This is a genomic window from Dickeya aquatica (assembly GCF_900095885.1).
Classification (GTDB): domain Bacteria; phylum Pseudomonadota; class Gammaproteobacteria; order Enterobacterales; family Enterobacteriaceae; genus Dickeya; species Dickeya aquatica.
In genome coordinates this window covers 813,095-834,741 of record NZ_LT615367.1, presented here as the reverse complement: position 1 = coordinate 834,741, position 21,647 = coordinate 813,095, and the positions used below count along the sequence as shown (strand labels likewise).

The window sequence follows — 21,647 nt, the reverse complement described above, 5'->3', positions numbered from 1 at the left end:
TAAATAAGAATGGATTTATTACGGTATTTATTTAATACAATATCCCTTCCAGCCCGCTGGCAGATAACGGCCTCGTTCATCAAAATAATCCGCCCAGGTATTATGTTTCAGGCACATGACCTTCCAGGCCATTTCCACACTGCGCTTAAGTAAATCGCTATATCCTGGCATTGAAGAACATACCCAAACGCCTGGACGGGCACGTTGTGTAAATTCTGTAATATCGCAATCATCACAGCAGATAGCTGCGCCACGCCATGATGCCCCTTCATGACGCATACGTTCCAGAATGGAAAAATGCGCCCCCAGATAAAATGTCACGCCGCCTTCACCATCATCATTACTGGCATCAATCTCCGGTATTGCATATTCATACTGCTGTTGCAGTAAATTCAGTAACCGGCGGCTGTAATTCGAGCCATCCGCCCAGTAATAGCGCGTTGAATGAGGATAGTGGCTATCGGCAATCGCTTTCAGCTCGCTGACCTGCTCCACGTCAGTAGCACAAAGCTGAAATACCGACTCACCATCCCCCAAATGCGCGGCGGTTGATGCGGGTAACAATAAGGGAATTCCCGCTGCGCGGTAGGCGGGTATCGCCGCCTGCGCGCAATCACTGTTGAAATGGCCAATAACTACATCACTGTGCGCTATAATCTGCTCAAGATGACGTTTAACGGTATGCGGATCGGCTTTATCGTCAAAGAAATGAATAGACAACCCCTCTTTGGGTAAAACATCCGCCATTGCCTTACGTATCAGTTCGCCATAGCAAGCGCGTGGGCCCGTTAACGGGCCTGCAATACAGACTCTTAATTGCATTATTGATCCTGCCGGTAATATTTTATGACAGCGATTAACCGTTCAAATTTTGGCTGGCTCAACCGATTGACGGTGCCGGAATATATTTAAAGGATCTCTTTTTGCTTTAATTTCCTGTAGTCGTGGATAATTATCCTTGAAATAAAGTTCAGCCCACGTCACACCGGAAGTGTTTAATGCCAGATCATTCAGATCGGCGTCAGGATAATTAATAAAGCATCCATCGGTGATGTGATTACTTACCGGAACACCGCCGGTATCGGCATAGGTGCTGTGGTAAATTTGGCGAATCCAGTCAAGATTCTGCCGATCATCTTTTTCATCGGCCCAAAGACTCTGATACAGGACTTTCATCACCGAGTCACGTTGTGAGACGGCCGTTGCGTCCGGCGCAACCTCATTCACCGCACCGCCATAGGGTAAAACCATCACCATCGCATTTTTATTCGTAAAACTGTCCGTCGTCAGATAGCGATATAACGTTTCGGTCTGCTGCTCGGGAAAATTTTGCCTCATATACGCGGACTTATACGCGCCGCGCAATGTGGGATCCGATAGCGACGGGCTATTGCTGCCCAGTAGCCGTAACGATTTTAGCCATGGCAATCTGCGTGGCGCTTCCAGGTGTGAAAGTGCGGAAAAACCCGTAACACCTTCAATACCTTCGAAAATATCACGATGATATTGCGCTAAAATAGCCTCAGCATTCGCGACTGACGCATCCATCTGTGTCAATAGTGCGACAACCCCCTGCGCTTTTTGATACATGACAAGATAACCAGCCAGCGAGGATTCGGGGCTGTCAGCGCGCTGGTGTTTCATATACCACGCGCCGTAATTACGCATCAGGCGTGAGAAATCCCTTTTCCCGAGGCTTTCCCACGGAATCACTTTTACACTCAAATAGACTTCCGCAGGCGGGCCAGGCAGCATTTTTGCCGGATCGTTCCCCTGAGCGGTTGGCGAGCGAAACCAGAATTTCGTCACAATCCCCAGTTGCCCGCCGCCGCCGCCAGCATGTGCCCACCATAAATCGTGATTTGGGCAATCCCGATCGCGCCGGGCAATCAGGGCATGCGCCTTACCCGAGCTATCGACGGTAACAACTTCGATGGCGTAAAGATGATCGACGGTTAAACCATGACGGCGGGAGAGTAAGCCAAAGCCGCCGCCGCAAACATGACCGCCCATTCCTGCGTGACTGGCCGGGCCTCCAGGCAGGGTCACATTCCAGCGGCGGTAAAGCACTTCATAGGTTCTGGATAGCGTGGCACCGGCTCCAACGGCAATCGCCCCCATATCAGGATCAAAAGCGATCTCATCCAGATCAGAGACATCGATAAGAATATCGACATCGGCATGACAGGCGAAATCCTGATAACCGTAGCCCCCCGCTCGCACACTGATACGCAGCCCCTGCTCCACCGCCTTGTCGATGCACTGCACGGTTTCCTGCGTATTGCCCGGCAAGACGATTTTCGCCGGGCAAGCGCGCCAGCGCTGGTTCATACCGGTGATATAACTCAGATATCGGCTGTCATTGGGTTCGATAATGGTCACGTTATTACTCCCGATTCAGTCCTGATTGCGGCCAGCCCATTATTCCGAGGCGACGCTAGCCGGGGCAGAGATAAGCAGCGCATTGATGCCAAACGCGATAGCGGTCATCACCAATGCCAGACCGCCGACCAAGAAAAAGGCGACATTGAAGCCAAGTGTGTCAACCATCACGCCTGACAACGGAAAGCCAATGGCGTTGCCAATCGTGAGCGCAGAGCCATAAGTGCCCATTGCCAGTCCACGCTGATGTGGTGCGCTATAGCGGCTAATATCATTGGCTGTCGCCGAGAAAACCGGGGAGCACATCAGCGCGGCTGGAATAATCAGCACGCAAACAGCAAACGCATTTTGAGAAAAGCCGATCATGCCGGTGGCAAGTGCTAACAGCGCGCAAATTAAAATCGTCTCAGGCGGTTTATCAAAACCGCCATACAGTATTCCGCCAACCAATGAAGCGACGCCGCAGACGATATAAAACCCGGTAGCCCAGGTGATATGCCCGAAATGTTTTAATGCCGCCAGTCCGACAACCTCATAACTGGCAATCACAAATGTCGCCATCACGGTTAATAGCAAAGACGTGCTTAATCGGCTTTTTAACAAAGAACGCCAGTCGATGCGCTGATCCGGTGCCTGTTTTTTTTCCTGAGCAGACATACGGGGATTGGCGAAAGAATAGTAAATAATCAGCGCCAGAATAATCGCGCCGCACGCGATCACCGCAGCCTGAGGCGACAGGCTGGCGCTAATCACAACGGCCAACGGAGGGCCGCTCATATAAGCTAACTCTGTGGTCATGGCATCAAGGGCAAAAGCGCGATGCCGATTTTCAGGCTCGGACAGCTCCGCAATCGCCATTCGGCCAATCGTAAACGCAGCAAAACAGAAAATCCCACCGAAAAAAGCCATCACGACCAGCAGCGGCAGAGGTAAAAAAGCGGCGGAAGACCAGAAGATGAGTTGAATAACAAAAATAAAGCGCAACAGTTTCCTGACGCCATATTTCCCCATATAGCGCCCTTGCCACGGAGAGCCAATAGCCGCACCCGCCATCCAGGCTGCATTAATAATGCCAGCCCAGGTAAACCCGGCATCCAAACCTACCACAACTAATAATGTCAATGCAGCAGGGATCGCCACGACAGGTATTTTGGCAAATAACCCCAGCAGGATAATATTTCTTACCTGATGATTATTTAATAATACTGCGTATTTTTCCCACTTCATAAGACCGTTTCCAAAGTAATAAGTGAATACAAATGCTCTATTTGAGGATACCTGAGGGCAATGTCATCCCCAGAAATAACAGGGGCATTCATTGTTAAATAAAAGCGCAGCCCGCTAAAAGCGGGGATAGCCCCCGCATCAAACCAATGCCGGGTTTTTCCCGGAACACAGATAAAATCACCCGCAGTGCATATGATGGCATAGACATATTCCCGAAGGCGTAAGTAAAATGCAGCCTGCCCGTGCTGAAAAAACCAGGCTTCATTTTCATCGTGCGTATGTTCCTGGTAATACTGAGCACGGCTCTGGGCGGCAAGAGATAATGCAGTGGGATCATTCGCATTTACCTGCACCGCTGACGATTCAACAAAATACGTATTTAACTCAGGAATACGCTGTTTAATCCGCTCCGCCAGCGTACAACATGGCGATGATGCTTTATCGGCCACCAAAATATCTTCTTCATGAAAGAAAAGGACATGATAAGGCCGAAGCTCTTCAGCTATAATTTCATCATCTGTTGTTCTTAGATATATTCTTGAGCTATTTTCAACACTCATTTTTAATAAATAAGCCATATAATACGAATCCCTCTGCATCAAATTGAGTGAAAATTTACACGTTCAGTAATGGCTTACGCAGGTCTATCCAGGTGGCGAAATCTAGCGCGCGCTCTAAGCCGTGACGGACTTCGCGGCTCATGGCGGTAGGATCAATATGTAATGCTTTATTTAGCCAATCAATATTGAGTAAATCTCGGGCGGCGTGATGGGTGTTGGCAACCAGTTCCGCCGCCTGACGCTGTAATACCGCACTGTAGTGGGCATTCTGTATGGCCGGATAGGGCGCTTTCTTTCGTTGCAGAACGGCCTGCGGCAGTAAATCGCCGATTGCCGCCCGTAATAGGCTTTTTTCCCGTCCGTCAAACGTTTTCATTTTCCACGGCGTATTGAAAACGTATTCAACCAAGCGGTGATCGCAAAACGGCACTCTGACTTCCAGCCCTGCCGCCATACTCAGGCGATCTTTTCTATCCAACAAAATACGCATATAGCGGGTCAGATGAAGGTAAAGCACCTCGCGCATTCTGGCCTCCTGGCGCGCTTCTCCCTCCAGACGCGGGACTTCAGCCAGCGCCTCCTGATAACGGGAATGAACATAGTCGGGCAGCGCTAAGTTCGCGAGCAAATCGGGCGAGAATGCCTCTAACCCTGTATTAAAATTGGTCACAAACGTGTGTTCCGCCCAAGGGAACGTCTCCCCCTGCATGATTTCCGGCTGATGAAACCAGCGATAACCGCCAAAAACCTCATCAGCTGATTCGCCAGAAAGCGCTACCGTAGCCTCATTTCTGATAGCCTTAAAAAGCAGGTAGATTGAATTATCTGCATCGCCAAACCCGGTGGGCAAATCACGCGCCGCAATCACCGCCCGTCGGGTTTCTTCGCTGCCAATCTGCTGGTGGCCCAGCACCAGATTGGTGTGTAACGAGCCGATTTTCTCCGCCACCATACGGGCATAGGGCGCATCGGAATCGGTGCGAAAAGCATCGGGTACAAATTGTTCCGTATGCGCCTCAAAATCCACGGCAAAGGTTTGCAACTGCCGAGTGCCAGCGAGCTGCTGGCTGGCAATGGCGGCGACGGCGCTGGAGTCCAGCCCGCCGGACAGCAGGCTGCAAAGCGGTACGTCTGAAACCATTTGCCGGTTTACCGTATCGCTCAGGAGCGCATGAATATGCGCTATCGTGTCCTCCTGCGAATCAGTATGAGGTCGGGACTGAAGTTTCCAGTACGTTTCCTCCTGCACGCCAGAGCGACCAAACTGTACAAACGTTCCGGGTTTAACTTCCTTTATCCCATCCCAGGTGCCATGCCCCGGTGTTTTCGTCCACCCCAGCGCCTCACAGAGGCCATCGCGGGTCAGTCTGCCTGGCATTTGCGAGTGAGCGAGAATGGCTTTCTGTTCCGACCCAAACAGCATCGCTTGACCGATAACGCTGTAATACAGCGGTTTTACGCCAAATCGGTCGCGCACAAGAAGCAACACGTCACGCCGCGCATCCCAGATGGCGAAACCAAACATGCCATTTAATTTCTCACTGACCCCGGTCCCCCACTGTAAATAGCCTTTCAGCACCACTTCCGTGTCGCTTTGGGTCGAAAATGTCTGGCCGAGTTGGATCAGCTCCTGGCGTAATTCGGTGAAGTTGTAGACCTCGCCGCCGTAAGAAAGCGAAACACTCCCTTCGGGTAGAGTGGCCGTCATTGGCTGGACGCCCCCTTCAAGGTCAACAATGGCCAAACGGCGATGGCTCATACCGGCATGGCGATCCATCCAAAAGCCCGAGGCATCAGGCCCCCGTAACGCCATTGTTGCCGCCATTGCCTCCAGCTCGCTTCGGCTGGCGTGAAAATCACGGCTGAACGTTGCCCATCCTGCAATTCCGCACATAGCTGCTTCTCCCTACAAGAAATACGATGCCTGAGAAAATCCGTTGTTCCCCTCGTTCAGACCGATTCGAAATCGAAGCGGCGAATGAAGCAGTCTCTTGGCATGTTGACGGCAAACTGGATGCAATCGATTAATGACTCTGATGTCAGTTGATCCTGAGACGTGCGAGAAATCTGAGCGCCGTCCAGCAGCGGATCGCTGTTATTGAATTTGGGCGGGTAGAGGGAAATCACACGGATCCCCTCTTCACGCAGGCGCAAAGAGAGCGTTTCGGCCAGACGACCCTGCCCGGCTTTCGCCGCATAAAAAGCGGCATGGCCCTCACAGTCATGGGTGAGAGGATGAGCAGAAGAAGAAACGATATTGACGATGTCCGGCCGACTGGATTGTCGTAAAAGCGGGAGAAAATGTTTAATCATCAAAGCAGTACCCGCAGTGCAGGACAAGATTACATTGATCATGTCTTCATCGCTGGCCGCATCAAGCGCTTTGCCTTCCAGCCAGGGGCTGGCGTTATTAATCAACACATCCACACGACCAAACTTATTTTCAACGCTCTGTGCAAAGGCTCGAATCGTCGCAGGGTCTGATAAATCGCAGTGGAAGGCATTAACACGCGTGTAGCCCAATGACTGTAACTCATTACACACGTTTTGGGCCGCATCGAGATCGCGAGCAGAAAGCAATACTTCCGCGCCAGATTGTGCATAACGAATAGCCAGAGAACGCCCCATTTCACGACCGGCACCGGTAATAACTACACGTAAGTCAGCATTGGACATAATAGATTCCTTTCACGGTGAGTAATTTAATCAAAAAATAAATATTTTTAATTTACTTGGCAAATCTGCTCAATACTATCTTTATCCTTGAGAATGTTTTTAAAAAATTGCTCATCCCAATCATGAATTATATGAGTGCTATGAATAAAGTCGTTACGGTTTTTCCAACTCACCGTATCCTGACCAAGGAGCTTAAGAATATATTCACTGCTTTGCGGTATAATCGGTTGAGCAAGGCTGGCAAATTGCTTTAATGCCCAAAAATTCAGAGCAAACGTCGTGCGCCGATAATTATATAACGCCGGTAACGCTTCATGCTTTAACTGAGCATGAAAGAATTGACGTGTTAAACGCCCCATTTCCTCAAGCCGGGATGTGGCCGTTTGCGGTGAAAACGCATCAACACGATAGGAATGCTCGACACCGGCCGCTAACTGCTTAATACGTTCGTAGAAAGCGGTATGCTGCGCTGACCATGCCCCCGGCTCTGGCATTTCACCCTTAAACTGTAAATTCAGTTGCTGGCAACTGTCCGTTAAATGCTGTTGTAATGTACCAACGAAAAAATCATTAATCGCATCAATAAAAAGCTCAAGATCGAAATTCTCGTTCGTGGTTTCAGGACGCGAGCGAGCCAGCCCCCAGCGGACATAATCGGTCGAGACATTCGCCAATAGTTTTGCAGCCCAAATGAGATGGCGACGGCTGGTTGAAAATTTCTCGCCTCGTAAATAGAGCAACTCATTAATCACATGATTAACGGGTACATTGTATTCTTCATCCAATGCATAGTAGATGGCCGGGAATAATAATGTGTGATAGTAAGCATTATCAAACCCATAAAAATGAACAATGTCACATTGCTTATTTTTGAAAAAGGGTTGCTGTGGATGCAATGCTTCATCCGCCGCCAGATAACCTGCCGCCATTTCAAACCACACATACAGAACCTGATCTTCAAACCCAGCAATAGCAACAGGAATTCCCCAATCTGAACGATGGGAAATACAGATATCGGGTAAACCGTCAGCCAGCATTCCTTCCGTCAACGCGCGAGCGCGGGGTGACATATTACTTTGCGCCGTCAGTTCCGCGAGCGGGTGCGCTAATGCCGATAGCCGGAAATAGAGCTTTTTAATTGTCCGGCTACCCACGACCGTTTCCGGCAGCGTTCCCGTGGGATTAATCAGATCAACGCAATCATTTGGTCTGCCGCACTGTTCACAGGCATTACCATCTGAAGCGCTGTGACAGTGAGGGCAGGTTCCTTTGATATAACCTTCATGAAGACTGAACCCCGTATTAACATCATAGAGTTCATTCACTTCCTTGCTAAAAATAAAACCACGCTCATACAGACGATCAATAATGCTGTTAACACGAGCATAATAGTTTTTCGTCGTCTGTGGGCTGGAGAAAAAATCCAGTTCAATACCGGCGTCACTCCAGGTCTTACAGATTTTATCAGCGTAATCATCAGCCACATCTTCAGGCGAACGCTGTTCTTTGCTGGCAATACGTTTGGTATAAGTTTGGTTATCATCCCGGCCAGTCAAGTGATGGGCGGTCACACCATTAAGTGACAGATAACGCCGATAAATATCTGCGCCAAGATAAGGCCCGGACAAATGCCCAAGATGTAAATCACCGTTTGGCGTAGGCGGCGTTGAAATTAACAATGTCTCTTTAGGTAAATCAGTGCGCGATGGCTGGACATTATCAACCCAATACACGGTGGTAAAACGCAGATCTTCATTCTCAGAGATATTTTCAATCGTATGGCCACTAAGCGAATCGATATAAATAATATCTTCTGCCACGACATCCTCCGTCCCCCCTCCTTCAACGTAAACACGACCTTGACCGGAGGTTATCAAAAACACCTCGGTTTCATGATGACGGTGAAAGGTTGATCGCGCCTTTGGGGGCAGTGAACATGACATACCGCCAAGGGTGCTAATCGGAAAAATAAGACCGCGTGAGTTCAAACCATAACTTAATTTAGTGGTATGCTTGTTGATTTTCATTTATTGAGCCTATCAATCAGTAAATCAGATAATGTATCGATCACATAGCCGCCTGATGAAATAACTTTCTCAATCAAGGCTTGATTATCAAAAGGCATATATTGGGTAACTAAAATAAAAGATAAACCAAAGTGACTGGCGACTTCAAAATCATGTAAGGCATCTCCGATAAAGACCGATTCAGCCGGATTAATGCCATAGGTATGAATGACATTTTTAAGATTATCTGACTTATTTACCGGCCCACCCAGAATATCGACAAATTGGGTATTCAGTTGATGTCCGCCCAACAGCGCTCTGGCTTCATGCTGATCAGAGCCAGTCAGAACATAACAAGGGCGATGTAATTGCGACAGTAAAGAACGCGTGCCAGCAGTGACGTCACAACTCGCATAATTCTCTGCTATTAGCTTGCCATATTGTTCAATAAGAGTATCAACTATCTCTTCAGTAAACCCATGCCGAGCCAACACATTCTCATACGCCCAGGTAAAATGCGCTTTTCGGGTCTGACCAAAATTTTTACGAAAGTGTTCAGCAAATACCATCGCCGCTTCAGGTAATATCGACTGCATCACTCGCTTTGCGACGGAAATTTTAAACGGATTACTATCAATCAGTACGCCATCCATATCAAATACAATATGGGAGAATTGTTCAACTCTCATGTATCAATGCCTTCAGCAGAGTATTATTAAAAGTTGAACGAGAAGATTCAGGTATCTTCTCTAATAATGAGTAGACTCTTTCAACAGGTAAATCAGCATCTTTGAGAGACTGCACATACGTAGGGTGTATTTTCTTTTTACCTGCCCGACGATATAACACGTCGCCACCCCAGTTGTAGGTGGTTTTCAACACGTTCATGTGTCGGTTAAGCAATATATCTACCGCAGGTGTTTCATCACCCGTTTTCTTCAGTAATTCGGAGAGTTCTTCCGTCGCGGCATTGCCAGCCCCTCGCCCCATTCCTGCAAAGGTCGCATCAATCCAGTTTGCCCCAGCCTGAATAGCCGTTAAACTGTTCACAAGTGCCAGCCCCATATTATTATGGGCATGAAATCCAATATTTGCGGATGTGGATTTCTTTAAACGCGTAATCAGCTCCGTCACCCGATGGGGAATCATCGAACCAAAAGAGTCGGCCAGATATACCGTTTCCGCACAATTTATTTTTGATATTTTATCAAATACCGTAGCCAGTTCACTCTCGCTGGCCAAATCAATTTGCATTAAATTCAATACAACACGATAGCCTAAGGAAGAAATAATCTCACAGAGGCGGTCAACCTGCTCAAGCTGATTAAAATGACTGGCAATACGAATCACATCTATAACAGGGCGTGCTGGTTTTTTCAGAATATCACGAGTAATGTCTTGCCAGTTATCCCGACAGAGAAGCGCTTTGCTGTCGATCATCGCCGCCCAGGACTTACCAGGAATTACGGGCAAGAAGTTAAAATCGGAGACGTTTTGTATTTTAAAACGACCACAGCCCGTTGCATCTATTGAAATATACCCCGCCTCCATAATATCGACATTCGCTTCAACAATAGCAGGGGAATAAATATTGACGAGTTCTTCATCGAAATTCCAGTTGGTATAATACCCACCGTCACGGAAAGTGCAATCCAACAAAATTACATTATGTTCAGCTATCATTATTCATCTCTTCTGAATAGCAACATGTACGTAATACATGTTGCTGGATGCGACATTAACAGGCGAGAAACTAAACGTGTATTAATACTGAACCGGATCGGGTCTGGCGTCGAACTGATAGAATTTATCCATTACCGCCCATTCCGTAGGCCCGTCATTCATAAATACCCGTTGCAGCAGTTCCCCATGAACATAATCATCGAATTCCTTCACTTTGGGATTCAACGTCAGTGCATGAGTAAATTCCCGCGACGGTATAAAATCATCAATCGTCTCCATATACATAAATAACATATTGGGTTTCATGAAGAAGATTTGCATGGTTTTCACACCAATTTTAGCTAAAGCACCATCGCCAGCATGAATCTCTGGAATTTGATTAACGTGCATTTCACGATAGATATCTACAGCTTTTTGGTTACGTAATTCAATAGTAAGCGCCCAACTTTTCATGCTTTCCTCTTTTATTCGCAGATGTTATCCAACACAGAAATAATCCTATCAATCTCTTTATAGGTGATGGCATCAGGGACAGAATCCACAGGCTCCCTGACACGAGGATGCGTAATAAGACCTTTGCGATGTAGAATATGTTTTGAAAGGTGCTGATAGCAGTCAATGCTATTCATCATCTGACACATCATATAAGAGAGTGGGTAAGCAATTTTCTCTGCATATTGCATATCCCCAGCTTGCAGAGCCTGCCATATTTTAACCACATACTTAACGCAGTCAGTCGCCGGAATAGAGCCGTACAACCCCCGAAAGAAACTGTCAATAATCATCATGCCACCATCACCTTCAAAAATCCGCGCCTGGTTATTGGTAGCAAGCTGTAACTCAGTGTGTTTTGGCGGTAACGGTGACGACTCAGGTTTAAATAATATTCTGTCAGCGCCAAATTCGTGTAAAAGGTCGGCCTGCATTTTTATTGTCATTGGTGTTTTGGCATAGCTTTTAGCATGATGGATAATAACTGGAATACTCAACTGCTGTATCACATCACGATAATACTTATGCATTCTTGCTTCGGTTAATGGCGAAGTCGACGGATGCATCAATAGCACAGCATCAACACCGGCATTTTGTGCATATAAAGAATATTCAATGGCATTTTTGGTGCTTTCAGCCCCGGTACTCACCACGACAAAACCACCGGGCTTACCATATTTAACGGCTAAATCGGTAATTTGATGGCGCTCACGGCTATTCATTCGCATCAATTCAGAAACCTGACCGATAACAATGCCGTCAGCACCGACTTCATAGCAATAATTAACTTGCCCGGAGAAGTCTTCTTCATGTATATCGAAATTCTCATCCCAGGGAGTGAGTATGACAGGAAGAACACCTTTAATATTTTTGTACGACATGTTTATTCCTTAATAATGTGGTCAGTGAGGCGTTTGGCTAACTCTGGCGCTAATTTAAATCCGCCCCCCGAATAACCGGTTAACAGGCTTAATGACGCTATTCCATCAATGCTTTCAGCAGCCCCTGTCCCCTGCGGTGAATAACAGTCAAAACTCGACCAGGAGCCTCGTTGTTCAGAGCCGCTAACCCAATCGAACCTTTTCTGCCCCATCATATTGGTGACGTCGCTATATATAGTGCTGCCGGGCGTAACGCCATCGACAAATACACGATCATTTGTGGGGTAGCCCAATAGAAAATCACCGTTTTCACAGGGTCGGCCGTTCAAGTCATGCACATCATCAATCCATGCCGGATGACCGGTAATCGCCGACGAAGGTTTCCTGATATCAACCTGAATACGCTGTGACCATAAATGGTGAGGGATATTATTTTTGTCCAGAAACATGGGGGTATTAGGCCCCATGGCGACGACCACATGACCGGCAGTAAATACGCCTTGTGATGTCGCCACACCGACAATTCGGTTCCCGCTGCGAATAAGCCTGTAGACCTCGGTTCCAGGATAAACAGCCAGACCTTTCGCAGTCGCGGCATGAATAAATGCCCGAGTGACCTCAGCGGGTGCCATATAACCGGCTTTAGCTTCATAAACCGCCCCATCCTCACAACGGATAGAGGGAAATTTCTCAGCAACTTGCCGGTAATCCAGCCATTCAATGTCTATTTTTGCCTGAAGATGCTGAATTTTTTCCTGAACCCGGGCCTTATCCTGCACCGGAGGGAAATAGAGATACCCTGTGCGAATAAAGGTGGCAGGAACGCCCGTATTTCCCTCAAAATCCAGATAATATTTGAAGGCATTGGCAGCAAGCTCCGTCAGGTAATCACTGCTGTGATAAACCCGCACAATACCGCCAGAGTAAGACGTACAGCCTTGTGCAGGCACGCCACGCTCCAACAGCGCCGTTTTTAAACCTCTGCGGGTCAGTTCATGTGCTGTCGCAGCTCCCAGAATACCTGCGCCCAGCACCACAACATCGAAATTCTGCTTAATTGGCATTGACGACCTCAGCTGACACCGAAGCGGCTTTAACACTCAGGGTATTCGTGACATCACGAACAATTTCGTTGGCTCTTATCGGTAATAGCGATAGCAAGGTAGCGGATAGACCGTGATGCGCTTCTGACATGCCAGGTAAATAGATTTTCCCTGCCAAGGGACGATTAATACTCACGCTATAATTGCGATCGAGTGTAATACTATTATCTTCAGCCAGTGCTATCAGTTCAGATGCAGAAGGGAATAGTTCAGTAATGTCTGGAACCCGATATCCTGTCGCCATTATGATATAATCAAATTCTTCCGTATAAATTTCATCAGTTTTTAGATTATGTAATGTAGCGATAGGTTTACTCCCAACGTGCTTAACACTACTCAATCGAGTTAATTGCCTTAGCTGTATTCTTTTTTGATTGTTAACTTTTTCCTGATAAACCTTTTTGTAAATTTCCGCAATCAGATCACCGTCTACCACGGAATAGTTAGTATCAGCATGAGTATCCATGATTTTGCTTTTTAGCGATACCGATGCGCTAAAAAACATATCAACACTTTCTGCATCAAATATTCTATTTACGAAATGACTGTCATCCGCAGGTTTAAATCCGAACGTAGAAAAAACAGATGTAACCGTCGCGTTGTCAAATCGGTCATATAAATGATTAACAATTTCAGCCGCACTTTGCCCACCACCAACCACCAAAAATTTCTTTGTGTCAGATGAAGGGATATTCTGAATTGTCGGGAGAAATTGTGAACTATGAATAACGGACGCTGAGACCTGATGTATCTCGGGCATCTTAGGTACAATCCCTGTCGCGACAGCCAGATTTTTTGTCAAAAAGCGATGTTGAGTGCCGTTGGATAAATCCGTAACCCACACCTCAACAATCGTGCTGCCATCTGATAATCGCCGCGGTTTTATATCATCAACACGATGTGCATATCGCACACAATCCTGTTGCTGTTGTGCGGCCCAATTAAGATAGTCAAAATATTCCACCCGGGTTGGGTAGAAACTCTTTAAATTAATAAAATCTTCAAGCCTGTTTTTTTGATGTAAATAGTTCAGAAAGCTAAATGGGCTAGCAGGATTTCGCAGAGTCACTAAATCTTTTAGATATGATATTTGCATCGTGGCATCGTTGATTAACATGCCAGGGTGCCAGGAAAAAGATTCGTTCTTTTCAAAAAACAGGCTTTTCAACGGTGATGCGGGATATTTTAACTTTTCATTGTTCTCATCAATACATATGGACAGCGCTAAATTCGCAGGACCGAATCCGACACCAATAATGTCATAAATATTAGATAGCATAAAAATCCCTTTATACGTAGATAATACCCAGCATGATTTTCAGGAAACTATTTTCACGATTTAAATCAGAGTCATTCCTTAGAATTAAATCCTCTCTAAGTGTGGCTACGTTTATAACGTCGAGGATATAAACACATAAAAATTCTCATGTAAATAGATTGTTTATTTTATGTTAATTAAGCGATCATGAAAAATAGCGACCAATGTTAAATTTTAGTTAAAAAAAACCAAATGCAGCGATTTATACACTACTTTCTCATGCAAATGCTCTTTTTTCGATATAAAACATTAGAGCATTTAATGTTTAACCTCTCGTTGTCGGCCCTACTTTTGCATCCTTAAGCCAAATTTCAGCACGCCAGAAACCGCTCTGCGCCATGCGCTGTTGGCCGAATCAACGTGGGTTATCATGACACTACCCACCACAGAGCAAGTAGCCTTCATCTGACCGCAGATGAGCTCGGGTACCCCGCCGTTACAGGCTTTTTAGCGTACGCTATCGATTCATCACACCGCTTGCGGCGTGTGGGTGGCATGAGACGCATAATAAGATTTTGCTACCGCCAGATGCGTCTACATGGTGGCAAGAAAAACAGCGGTTGTTGGCCGCCGCAATCTTCTTCGGTAAGGCGATGTCACAGGATGCGCCAGCCAGCAAGAACATCGCGCCCTTCACAACGGCTTATTTTGATGGCCGCTTTTGATAGACGTCCCGATGATGGCCGCCTTCAACATTCAGTGGGTCGGGTAGCGCTCTATCCGGCAAGCCTCACCCTTCTTACCCTGCGCGATCGCAGCACTTGACTCTGTAGTAACGACAAGGTGTTGAATCAACCGAATAGCCATAACCGAAGCGTCGGCATGGCGTTATGGAGTGTTTCACCTGATATGGATAGTTTTTACCTGAAAAGAGAAGAATTTATGGGTATTTTTGATAAATTATTAAGTCACCACCATGACCGCCACCGTCATCACGAACAACATCACCGTCATCAACACCACCACTCTCATAATACGCCTTCCGTTATTAATCATAATGCAGGGCCTGTTTGCCCAAATTGCCAGTTTTCCGCAACGCCAGACTCACGTTTTGTCAGCAATGCGGTACCGCCCTCGGCTGATGCTACGCTCGTCGCTGTGCGACGCATTCAGCCATTCGTTTTCATTCAGCCATTCGTTTTCCCGGCATCAGCAGTGGCGCTAGAAAATGACCGCATGCAGTGCGGCTCGCAGCGCAATCCCCAGCAAGGCACCGGTCGCGGCATAGCGAAACAGCCGAATAAAACGCGCGCCAACGCCAAGGAAAATGCCGATGCCCGGTAAATCAAGCGTCTGAACCAGTAGCCCCGCTGATGCGTTGATTTGGCTGGCGGTCATTTTTCCTTGCGCCATCAGGTCGGAAACCACGCCAAAATAGGCCGTTCCACCGGCCAGGCATTTCACCAGCGCAGGCAGGACAAAAACCGGTGAAATACCTATCGCAGCCAGCAATGGCGACAACCCTCGCTCCAGCGCACGCACCGCACCGGCGGATTCCAGTACGCCCACCACGCTCAGTGACAAAATCAACATGGGCACCGACCCCCATGCCAGCCGGATGGCATCAGCGCCAGCGCTGTTAATAATCGCAATTATCCCTTTCGCGCCCGGCTCCTCTGCCGGGATATCGCGGCTATGCTGCCCTTCACGGGTGGATAAGCGGCGCGCCAACACATGATACGTGATGGCGGCCGCAGCCAGCCCGCCTGCCACCGAAATCAGAATCGACAGCGCCCAGTGCAGGCCAAATGGCGTTAACGGATAAAACACATTGCCCTGCCCCATCGCAAACACCATGGCAAGCGTTGCCGCCATATGGCGATCGGAGGTGGCGCGTTTTTCCATCATCGACAGTGTGGTCAGCGGTGCAGCAAAACTGACGAAATTGAGCTGAATTAACGCAAACGTGCTCATGCCGGTTAAACCGAACGGTTTGAGTACCGGAGCCATCACGCGTACCAGCGCATCAACGACCCCTTTGGCTTCAAGGAATTTCATCATGACCAGCATCACCACCATAATCGGCAGTAATGTGTAGAGCGCAACGTCAACCGAGGCTTTCCCCGCTGACATAATGATGCCAATAATATCCATTATCTGCTCCGCATTCCCCGTCGCCACGACACTCACCTCGGACGTATCGCTATCGGGCGTATGAATGCCGCCATTTTCGTGACAAACATCACAATATGCCAGTGATTACCCGCATTTTTTTGCACCCGGCTTTTGATGTCAGCCAATAAAAAAGCACATTGCCGGGAAAAGCCACCGGATAGCGGCGATAAGCCCGTCAACCCATTCAGTTTTTCCCCAGGATGATTGCGCTAAATTGCGGTTGCGCTAACATGGCCGCCACATTTTTATGGCTTGGTTATATGGATATCTGATGCGTCGCCTAATTGCTGTTATTCCTTTACTGATGGCGTTAACCGCCTGTAGCAATCACTCTGCCGAATCGTCGAATGACAACACCGTGACGGGTGTCGGGCCGTCATCCACCGTACCAACCGGCGGTTTTTTTAATCCTTCAGGTCAACGCGCGCAAACCCCAGCGTCCTCGGCGTTTAATGCATCGGCACAGGCAGGCCTGCTCGCCAACGGCGAGTTTGCCAACAGCCCGGAAGTCAACCAGTTTATAGACCGGATGGTGCAACAGCATGGCTTCGAGCGCCAGTCACTGCGCGGCATTCTGGCCCAGGCGCAGCGTCTGGATTGGGTAATTCGCCTGATGGATAAACAGGCACCTGCCCCCTCAACTGCCACGCCATCAAATACGCCGAATGGCTCATGGTTGCGTTATCGCCAGCAATTTATTACCCCAGAGACGGTGCAATACGGGGCCGCATTCTGGAGCCAGTATCAGGATGCGCTAAACCGCGCCCAGCAGGTTTACGGCGTACCGCCGGAGATCATCGTCGGCATTATCGGGGTGGAAACGCGCTGGGGCCGGGTGATGGGGAAAACGCGTATTCTTGATGCGCTGGCGACGCTGGCGTTCGCCTACCCGCGTCGCGCCGAGTATTTTCAAAGCGAGCTGGCGTATTTTTTGCTGATGGCGCGCGAAGATGGGTTTGACCCGCTCACACTGCGCGGCTCCTTTGCCGGGGCCATGGGCTATGGCCAGTTTATGCCGTCGGCCTTCAAAAAATACGCGGTAGATTTTAACGGCGACGGCATACCCAACCTGTGGGACCCGGTCGATGCGATTGGCAGCGTCGCTAACTACTTTAAATCCAATGGCTGGCAGTCTGGCGGCCAGGTCGCTGTTCCCGCCAGTGGCCAGACCTTCGCCCTGCAAACCGGCTTTAAAACCCGTTATCCACTCGCCACGCTTGCCGCCGCCGGGCTGCGCCCGAGCGCCTCATTAGGCGGTGCGCAGGAAGCCAGCCTGTTGCGCCTCGACATGGGCAGTTACTACCAGTTCTGGTACGGCCTGCCGAACTTCTACGCCATCACCCGCTACAACAGCAGCGTGCACTACGCTATGGCGGTGTGGCAGTTAGGCGAAGAAGTGAAAAAAGCGCGTCAGGGGTATTAGGCAAAGCCCCTGTCGGTTGACCTGCCGACAGGGGATTACTCAGCTGTATTTTTCGCCAATGGCCTCACCCGCCGTGCCGCGCGGCATAGTGTGCGCTGTTTATCCATTGGTGATCCTGCTCCCAGCTAAAACGCCACTGGCGCACCGGCCCGGCCATCACATTCAGGTAATAGCTGTCGTAGCCAGCAAGCGTTGCCACCGGGTGGTAGCCGCGCGGCACCATCACCACATCGCGGTCATAGACCGCCATACACTCATCCAGCGTTCTGTCTTCGGTGTAAACCCGTTGCAGGCAGAAGCCCTGCGGCGGGTTGAGCCGGTGATAGTAAGTCTCCTCCAGCCAGGTTTCCTGCGGCGGGTTATCGACATCATGTTTGTGGCTGGGGTAGGAGCTGGTACAGCCCTCGTCGGTGTACACCTCGACCACCAGCAGGCTGTCTGCCGCTTTATCTTCCGGCAAAATGTTATGCACAAAGCGGCGGTTGCGCCCGCTGCCGCGCGCCTCGGCAGCCACATCCGACGGCGCTATCAGCCGGGTCGGATAGGTGCCAAAGCCAGGGGCGGCACACACGGCAAGCTCCAGCGGCGTTTGCGCCTGTACGGTCACGCACTCTCCCGCCGTCACATACACCGACCACGGTTTCTTGCGCTCAAACGGATTCATGCGCTCGCCAATATCGGCGAAGTACGCCTGCGGCGTGCGCACGCTGGCAAGGCCGCCCACCAACACCAGGCAGCGTTCTTGCGCCACCGTCGGAAGCGTCAGCACCGCCCCGGTAGAGAGCTGATAGACCTCAAAACCGACGTGACGCCAGCCTGCGCGCTGCGGGGTAATATGTTGGATGCGGCCTTGCGCATCCGGTGCGTGATAACGCGACAATAATTCAGACATCACCGTCTCCCTGATAAGCGCAACTTAAATCAGCCCGGCGTCACGGGCAAAGCGTTGCAGGTTATTGAACCCCAGCGTCGCGTAAGTCAGCGGATGCGCGATGGCCGGGTCTTGCTCGGCCTCCACCACCAGCCAGCCCTGATAATCCTGCGCTTTCAGCAACTGGAACAGCGACGGGTAATCGACACAGCCATCGCCCGGTACGGTGAACACGCCGCTGAGTACCGCATCCAGAAAGCTGGTTTTGCGATTTTTAACGTCGTTTAATACGTCCGGGCGGATATCTTTGCAGTGTACGTGGTTGATGCGCGCGGCCCAGCGTTGCGCCACCGCCAGCGGGTCGGCACCGGCAAAGGTGAGGTGCCCGGTGTCCAGCAGCAACCCCACCGCATCACTGGTGTGGTTCATCAGGTGGTCGATGTCTTCTGCGCTTTCAATCACCGTGCCCATATGGTGGTGGTAAGAGAGCGCTACCCCGTGCTGGCGGGTGTAGTGCGCCAGTTCACTGAGCTTATCGCCGTATTCCTGCCAGCGCGCCGCCGGAAAGCGCGGCCGCAGGTGTACCGGCGTGTGTTGTTCGCCGTGGATCGCCCCCGTCACTTCGGCAAACACCATCACCTTCGCCCCCAGTTCGCGCAACAGCGCGAGGTGGTCTTGTATGGCGGCCATTTCCTCACTGACGCTGCGACTGAGCAGTTGGCCGGAATACCAGCCGGAAACCAGACTCAGCCCATGCCGCTCCAGTATCGGCCCGAGAACCCCTGACTGGCGCGGAAACTTATTGCCAAGCTCAAACCCGGCGAACCCCGCTTGCCGTCCTTCACTCAGGCAGGTTTCCAGCGGCGTGTCTGCCCCCAGCGATGGCAAATCGTCGTTAGTCCAGGTCAATGGATTAATACCCAGTTGTACGCTCATTGTCGCTTCCTTCTGATAACGGTAAACGGATCACCCGCGCTGACGCCAAAGCGCTATTAATTGCAGGTAGTTATGTTTGATGTCATCGATCAATTGCTCATCATCGATGTCCGTGCGCAACCACTGCTGCGCCGGTTGCGCAAACAGCGTGCGCCCGACGGCAAACCCCTTCACCACCGGCTGACCGGCGGCGGCGTTGAACCCCTCGCGTAATCTGTCCAGCGGGGCATCCAGCCCGAGGATCACCACGCCCCGGCAGTAAGGGTCACGCGCGTGCAATAGCTGCGATAAACGCTGCCAGCCATCACGACTGAGCGGCGGTAACTTCCACCAGTCAGGCCGGATACCCAGGTTGTAAAAACGGGTGATGGCGCGCAGATACAGCGCGTCGCTGCGCGGCATGTCGGCAGGCAAAATCACCTCCAGCAGCAGTTCATGGCCGGACTGACAGCAGGCGCGATAGACCTCGGCCACCTGCCGCTCCTGCGCCAGCCGCAATGGGCTGTCGTCTTCCGGGTGAAAAAACACCAGGCATTTCACCACCTGCTCCAGCGGCCAGCTCACCAGTTGCGAGCCGATGTTGCCGTGCTCCAGCGCCAGCGGGCGTGAACCGGGCAACTCAATCGGGCGGCCAATCCACCAGCCCTGCCCGGTGATGGCGTTAAGCGCCTCCTGGCCAAAGGTACCATCGCAGAGCAGTCCGGCATGGCCGGGCAGCAGACCCGCCTGTTCCGCCGCCTGTTGACCGGCCTGAAGGATCAGCTGTTTCAAACGCGTAATGCGGCAGAGCTCGGCCCCGCACGCCAGCGCCATCTCTTCAAGTTGAATGCGGTGATCAAAGGCGATGATGCACACATCGTCCCACTGCTGGCGGCGGGTGGTGACGCGATGCAGGTGGTTCAGCTCCGGGTCAAGATCCGGGCGCGGCACCGCATGGGCCCGCGCCAAATAATTATCCAGCTCGATACGGCTTGGCATCGCTGGCGCACAGCCGTGGCGGGAAACCACCAGCGCGCCACAGGCGTTGGCATACGCACAGGCTTTCTCCCAGCCTTCGCCGCTCAAATAGCCCCGCAGCAGCCCTGACATAAACGCATCGCCCGCGCCCAGCACGTTGAGCACCTCAACCTGAACGCCTTTTACCGTCAGGCCGTCATCGAGCGCGGCGGGAATCGCCGCCGTGAACACCGAGCACCCGAGCGCGCCGCGCTTACACACCAGCGTCGCGCCGGTATGTAAACGAACCTGTTGCAACGCCTGCACGGTGTCGGTGCTGCCCCCGGCAATATGAAATTCCTCTTCGGTGCCGACAATCACATCAAACAGCGACACCACCTGTTGCAGTTGCGCGGTCACAGTGGCCGAGGCAATAAATCGGGTTTCACCATCCCCCAGCGAGGTCAGCCCCCACAGCACGGGCCGGTAGTCGATATCCAGCACGGTTTTGACCCCGTTTCGGCGCGCATAGCCTAATGCCGTCAACACCGCCTCACGGGTATTCGGGTGTGACAAATGGGTGCCGGTCACGGCCAGGCAGCGCGATGAGGCAATGTAGTCTTCGCTGACGTCTTGCGGCGTTATCGCCATATCCGCGCAGTTATCGCGATAGAAAATAAGCGGAAAGGTTTCCCGGTCTTTAATGCCGAGCAGCACCAGCGCCGTCAGGCGATGGGGGTCGGTAATCAGGTGGCGGGTATCACAGCCGACGCGCTGTAACTCCTCACGCAGAAAACGCCCCATGTGCTCATCGCCCACCCGCGCCAGCATTGAGGAGCGCAGCCCCTGCCGGGCGGTGCCGTAAGCCACATTGCCCGAGGAGCCGCCCAGGTATTTGGCAAAACTGCCCATGTCTTCAAGACGCGCGCCAATCTGCTGCCCGTAAAGATCAACGGCGACGCGCCCCATGCAAATAACATCAAACTGCTTTTCCGTCGTCATAACGCCCATTCCTATCAGCCAAATAAGGAAATCGAC

Annotated in this window: 19 protein-coding genes; 2 read left to right on the top strand and 17 right to left on the bottom strand. The window is 50.5% G+C overall.

Features of this window, described 5'->3' with window-relative positions; translation table 11 throughout:
* Positions 1 to 27: 27 nt before the first annotated feature.
* From DAQ1742_RS03790 to DAQ1742_RS03730, 13 genes are all read right to left on the bottom strand, one after another.
* Positions 28 to 822, bottom strand: coding sequence for a type 1 periplasmic-binding domain-containing protein (locus DAQ1742_RS03790; RefSeq protein WP_035340001.1), 795 nt, complete (start codon positions 820 to 822; stop codon positions 28 to 30).
* Between the two features lie 42 nt (positions 823 to 864).
* Positions 865 to 2,382: an FAD-binding oxidoreductase gene (locus tag DAQ1742_RS03785; protein WP_035339999.1), complete on the bottom strand. Its 1,518-nt coding sequence runs from the start codon at positions 2,380 to 2,382 to the stop codon at positions 865 to 867.
* A gap of 39 nt (positions 2,383 to 2,421) precedes the next feature.
* Positions 2,422 to 3,609 carry an MFS transporter gene (locus tag DAQ1742_RS03780; protein ID WP_035339997.1) on the bottom strand — a complete coding sequence of 396 codons (1,188 nt, stop codon included), beginning with the start codon at positions 3,607 to 3,609 and terminating at the stop codon, positions 2,422 to 2,424.
* Positions 3,606 to 4,187, bottom strand: a complete 582-nt coding sequence (locus tag DAQ1742_RS03775; RefSeq protein ID WP_051124006.1) for a cupin domain-containing protein — start codon at positions 4,185 to 4,187, stop codon at positions 3,606 to 3,608. Before DAQ1742_RS03775 ends, DAQ1742_RS03780 begins: the two co-directional genes overlap by 4 nt.
* Before the next feature lie 37 nt (positions 4,188 to 4,224).
* A complete protein-coding gene (gene asnB / locus DAQ1742_RS03770) occupies positions 4,225 to 6,063 on the bottom strand; it encodes an asparagine synthase (glutamine-hydrolyzing) (protein ID WP_035339996.1) in 1,839 nt (612 codons plus the stop codon).
* Positions 6,064 to 6,119: 56 nt separating this feature from the next.
* Positions 6,120 to 6,845, bottom strand: a complete 726-nt coding sequence (locus tag DAQ1742_RS03765; RefSeq protein WP_035339993.1) for an SDR family oxidoreductase — start codon at positions 6,843 to 6,845, stop codon at positions 6,120 to 6,122.
* Positions 6,846 to 6,892: 47 nt separating this feature from the next.
* The gene (locus DAQ1742_RS03760) at positions 6,893 to 8,872 is read right to left on the bottom strand and encodes a class I tRNA ligase family protein (protein ID WP_035339991.1); all 1,980 of its coding nucleotides are present in this window, start codon (positions 8,870 to 8,872) and stop codon (positions 6,893 to 6,895) included.
* Positions 8,869 to 9,540 (bottom strand): HAD family hydrolase, encoded by a 672-nt coding sequence (locus DAQ1742_RS03755; RefSeq protein WP_035339989.1) that lies wholly within the window; start codon positions 9,538 to 9,540, stop codon positions 8,869 to 8,871. Before DAQ1742_RS03755 ends, DAQ1742_RS03760 begins: the two co-directional genes overlap by 4 nt.
* Positions 9,530 to 10,534 (bottom strand): beta/alpha barrel domain-containing protein, encoded by a 1,005-nt coding sequence (locus DAQ1742_RS03750; RefSeq protein WP_035339987.1) that lies wholly within the window; start codon positions 10,532 to 10,534, stop codon positions 9,530 to 9,532. Before DAQ1742_RS03750 ends, DAQ1742_RS03755 begins: the two co-directional genes overlap by 11 nt.
* A gap of 81 nt (positions 10,535 to 10,615) precedes the next feature.
* The gene (locus DAQ1742_RS03745) at positions 10,616 to 10,987 is read right to left on the bottom strand and encodes an L-rhamnose mutarotase (protein WP_035339986.1); all 372 of its coding nucleotides are present in this window, start codon (positions 10,985 to 10,987) and stop codon (positions 10,616 to 10,618) included.
* Between the two features lie 11 nt (positions 10,988 to 10,998).
* The gene (locus DAQ1742_RS03740) at positions 10,999 to 11,907 is read right to left on the bottom strand and encodes a dihydrodipicolinate synthase family protein (RefSeq protein WP_035339985.1); all 909 of its coding nucleotides are present in this window, start codon (positions 11,905 to 11,907) and stop codon (positions 10,999 to 11,001) included.
* 2 nt (positions 11,908 to 11,909) lie between these two features.
* Positions 11,910 to 12,971 (bottom strand): NAD(P)/FAD-dependent oxidoreductase, encoded by a 1,062-nt coding sequence (locus DAQ1742_RS03735; protein WP_035339984.1) that lies wholly within the window; start codon positions 12,969 to 12,971, stop codon positions 11,910 to 11,912.
* Positions 12,961 to 14,289 (bottom strand): lysine N(6)-hydroxylase/L-ornithine N(5)-oxygenase family protein, encoded by a 1,329-nt coding sequence (locus DAQ1742_RS03730; protein ID WP_035339983.1) that lies wholly within the window; start codon positions 14,287 to 14,289, stop codon positions 12,961 to 12,963. The genes DAQ1742_RS03735 and DAQ1742_RS03730 overlap by 11 nt, the downstream gene beginning before the upstream one ends.
* A gap of 554 nt (positions 14,290 to 14,843) precedes the next feature.
* Between DAQ1742_RS03730 and DAQ1742_RS03725 the strand changes: the two genes are divergently transcribed.
* Positions 14,844 to 14,993 carry a hypothetical protein gene (locus DAQ1742_RS03725; RefSeq protein WP_180706231.1) on the top strand — a complete coding sequence of 50 codons (150 nt, stop codon included), beginning with the start codon at positions 14,844 to 14,846 and terminating at the stop codon, positions 14,991 to 14,993.
* A 496-nt stretch (positions 14,994 to 15,489) separates the two neighbouring features.
* Here DAQ1742_RS03725 and DAQ1742_RS03720 read toward each other — a convergent pair whose 3' ends face one another.
* Complete coding sequence (locus DAQ1742_RS03720; RefSeq protein ID WP_035339981.1) at positions 15,490 to 16,422, bottom strand: nucleoside recognition domain-containing protein; 933 nt, start codon at positions 16,420 to 16,422, stop codon at positions 15,490 to 15,492.
* Positions 16,423 to 16,714: 292 nt separating this feature from the next.
* Here DAQ1742_RS03720 and mltB point away from each other — a divergent pair, with 292 nt between their 5' ends.
* On the top strand, positions 16,715 to 17,866 hold the full coding sequence (gene mltB, locus DAQ1742_RS03715) for a lytic murein transglycosylase B (RefSeq protein WP_035339980.1): 1,152 nt from the start codon (positions 16,715 to 16,717) through the stop codon (positions 17,864 to 17,866).
* 64 nt (positions 17,867 to 17,930) lie between these two features.
* On the opposite strand, the gene iolB is transcribed toward mltB, so the two are convergent.
* Genes iolB through DAQ1742_RS03700 form a run of 3 tightly spaced genes read right to left on the bottom strand, consistent with a single transcriptional unit; the run spans position 17,931 to position 21,611 of the window.
* Positions 17,931 to 18,758: a 5-deoxy-glucuronate isomerase gene (iolB, locus tag DAQ1742_RS03710; protein WP_035339979.1), complete on the bottom strand. Its 828-nt coding sequence runs from the start codon at positions 18,756 to 18,758 to the stop codon at positions 17,931 to 17,933.
* A 24-nt stretch (positions 18,759 to 18,782) separates the two neighbouring features.
* Complete coding sequence (iolE, locus tag DAQ1742_RS03705; protein WP_035339977.1) at positions 18,783 to 19,673, bottom strand: myo-inosose-2 dehydratase; 891 nt, start codon at positions 19,671 to 19,673, stop codon at positions 18,783 to 18,785.
* Between the two features lie 30 nt (positions 19,674 to 19,703).
* Positions 19,704 to 21,611 carry a bifunctional 5-dehydro-2-deoxygluconokinase/5-dehydro-2-deoxyphosphogluconate aldolase gene (locus DAQ1742_RS03700; protein WP_035339975.1) on the bottom strand — a complete coding sequence of 636 codons (1,908 nt, stop codon included), beginning with the start codon at positions 21,609 to 21,611 and terminating at the stop codon, positions 19,704 to 19,706.
* Between the last annotated feature and the right edge of the window lie 36 nt (positions 21,612 to 21,647).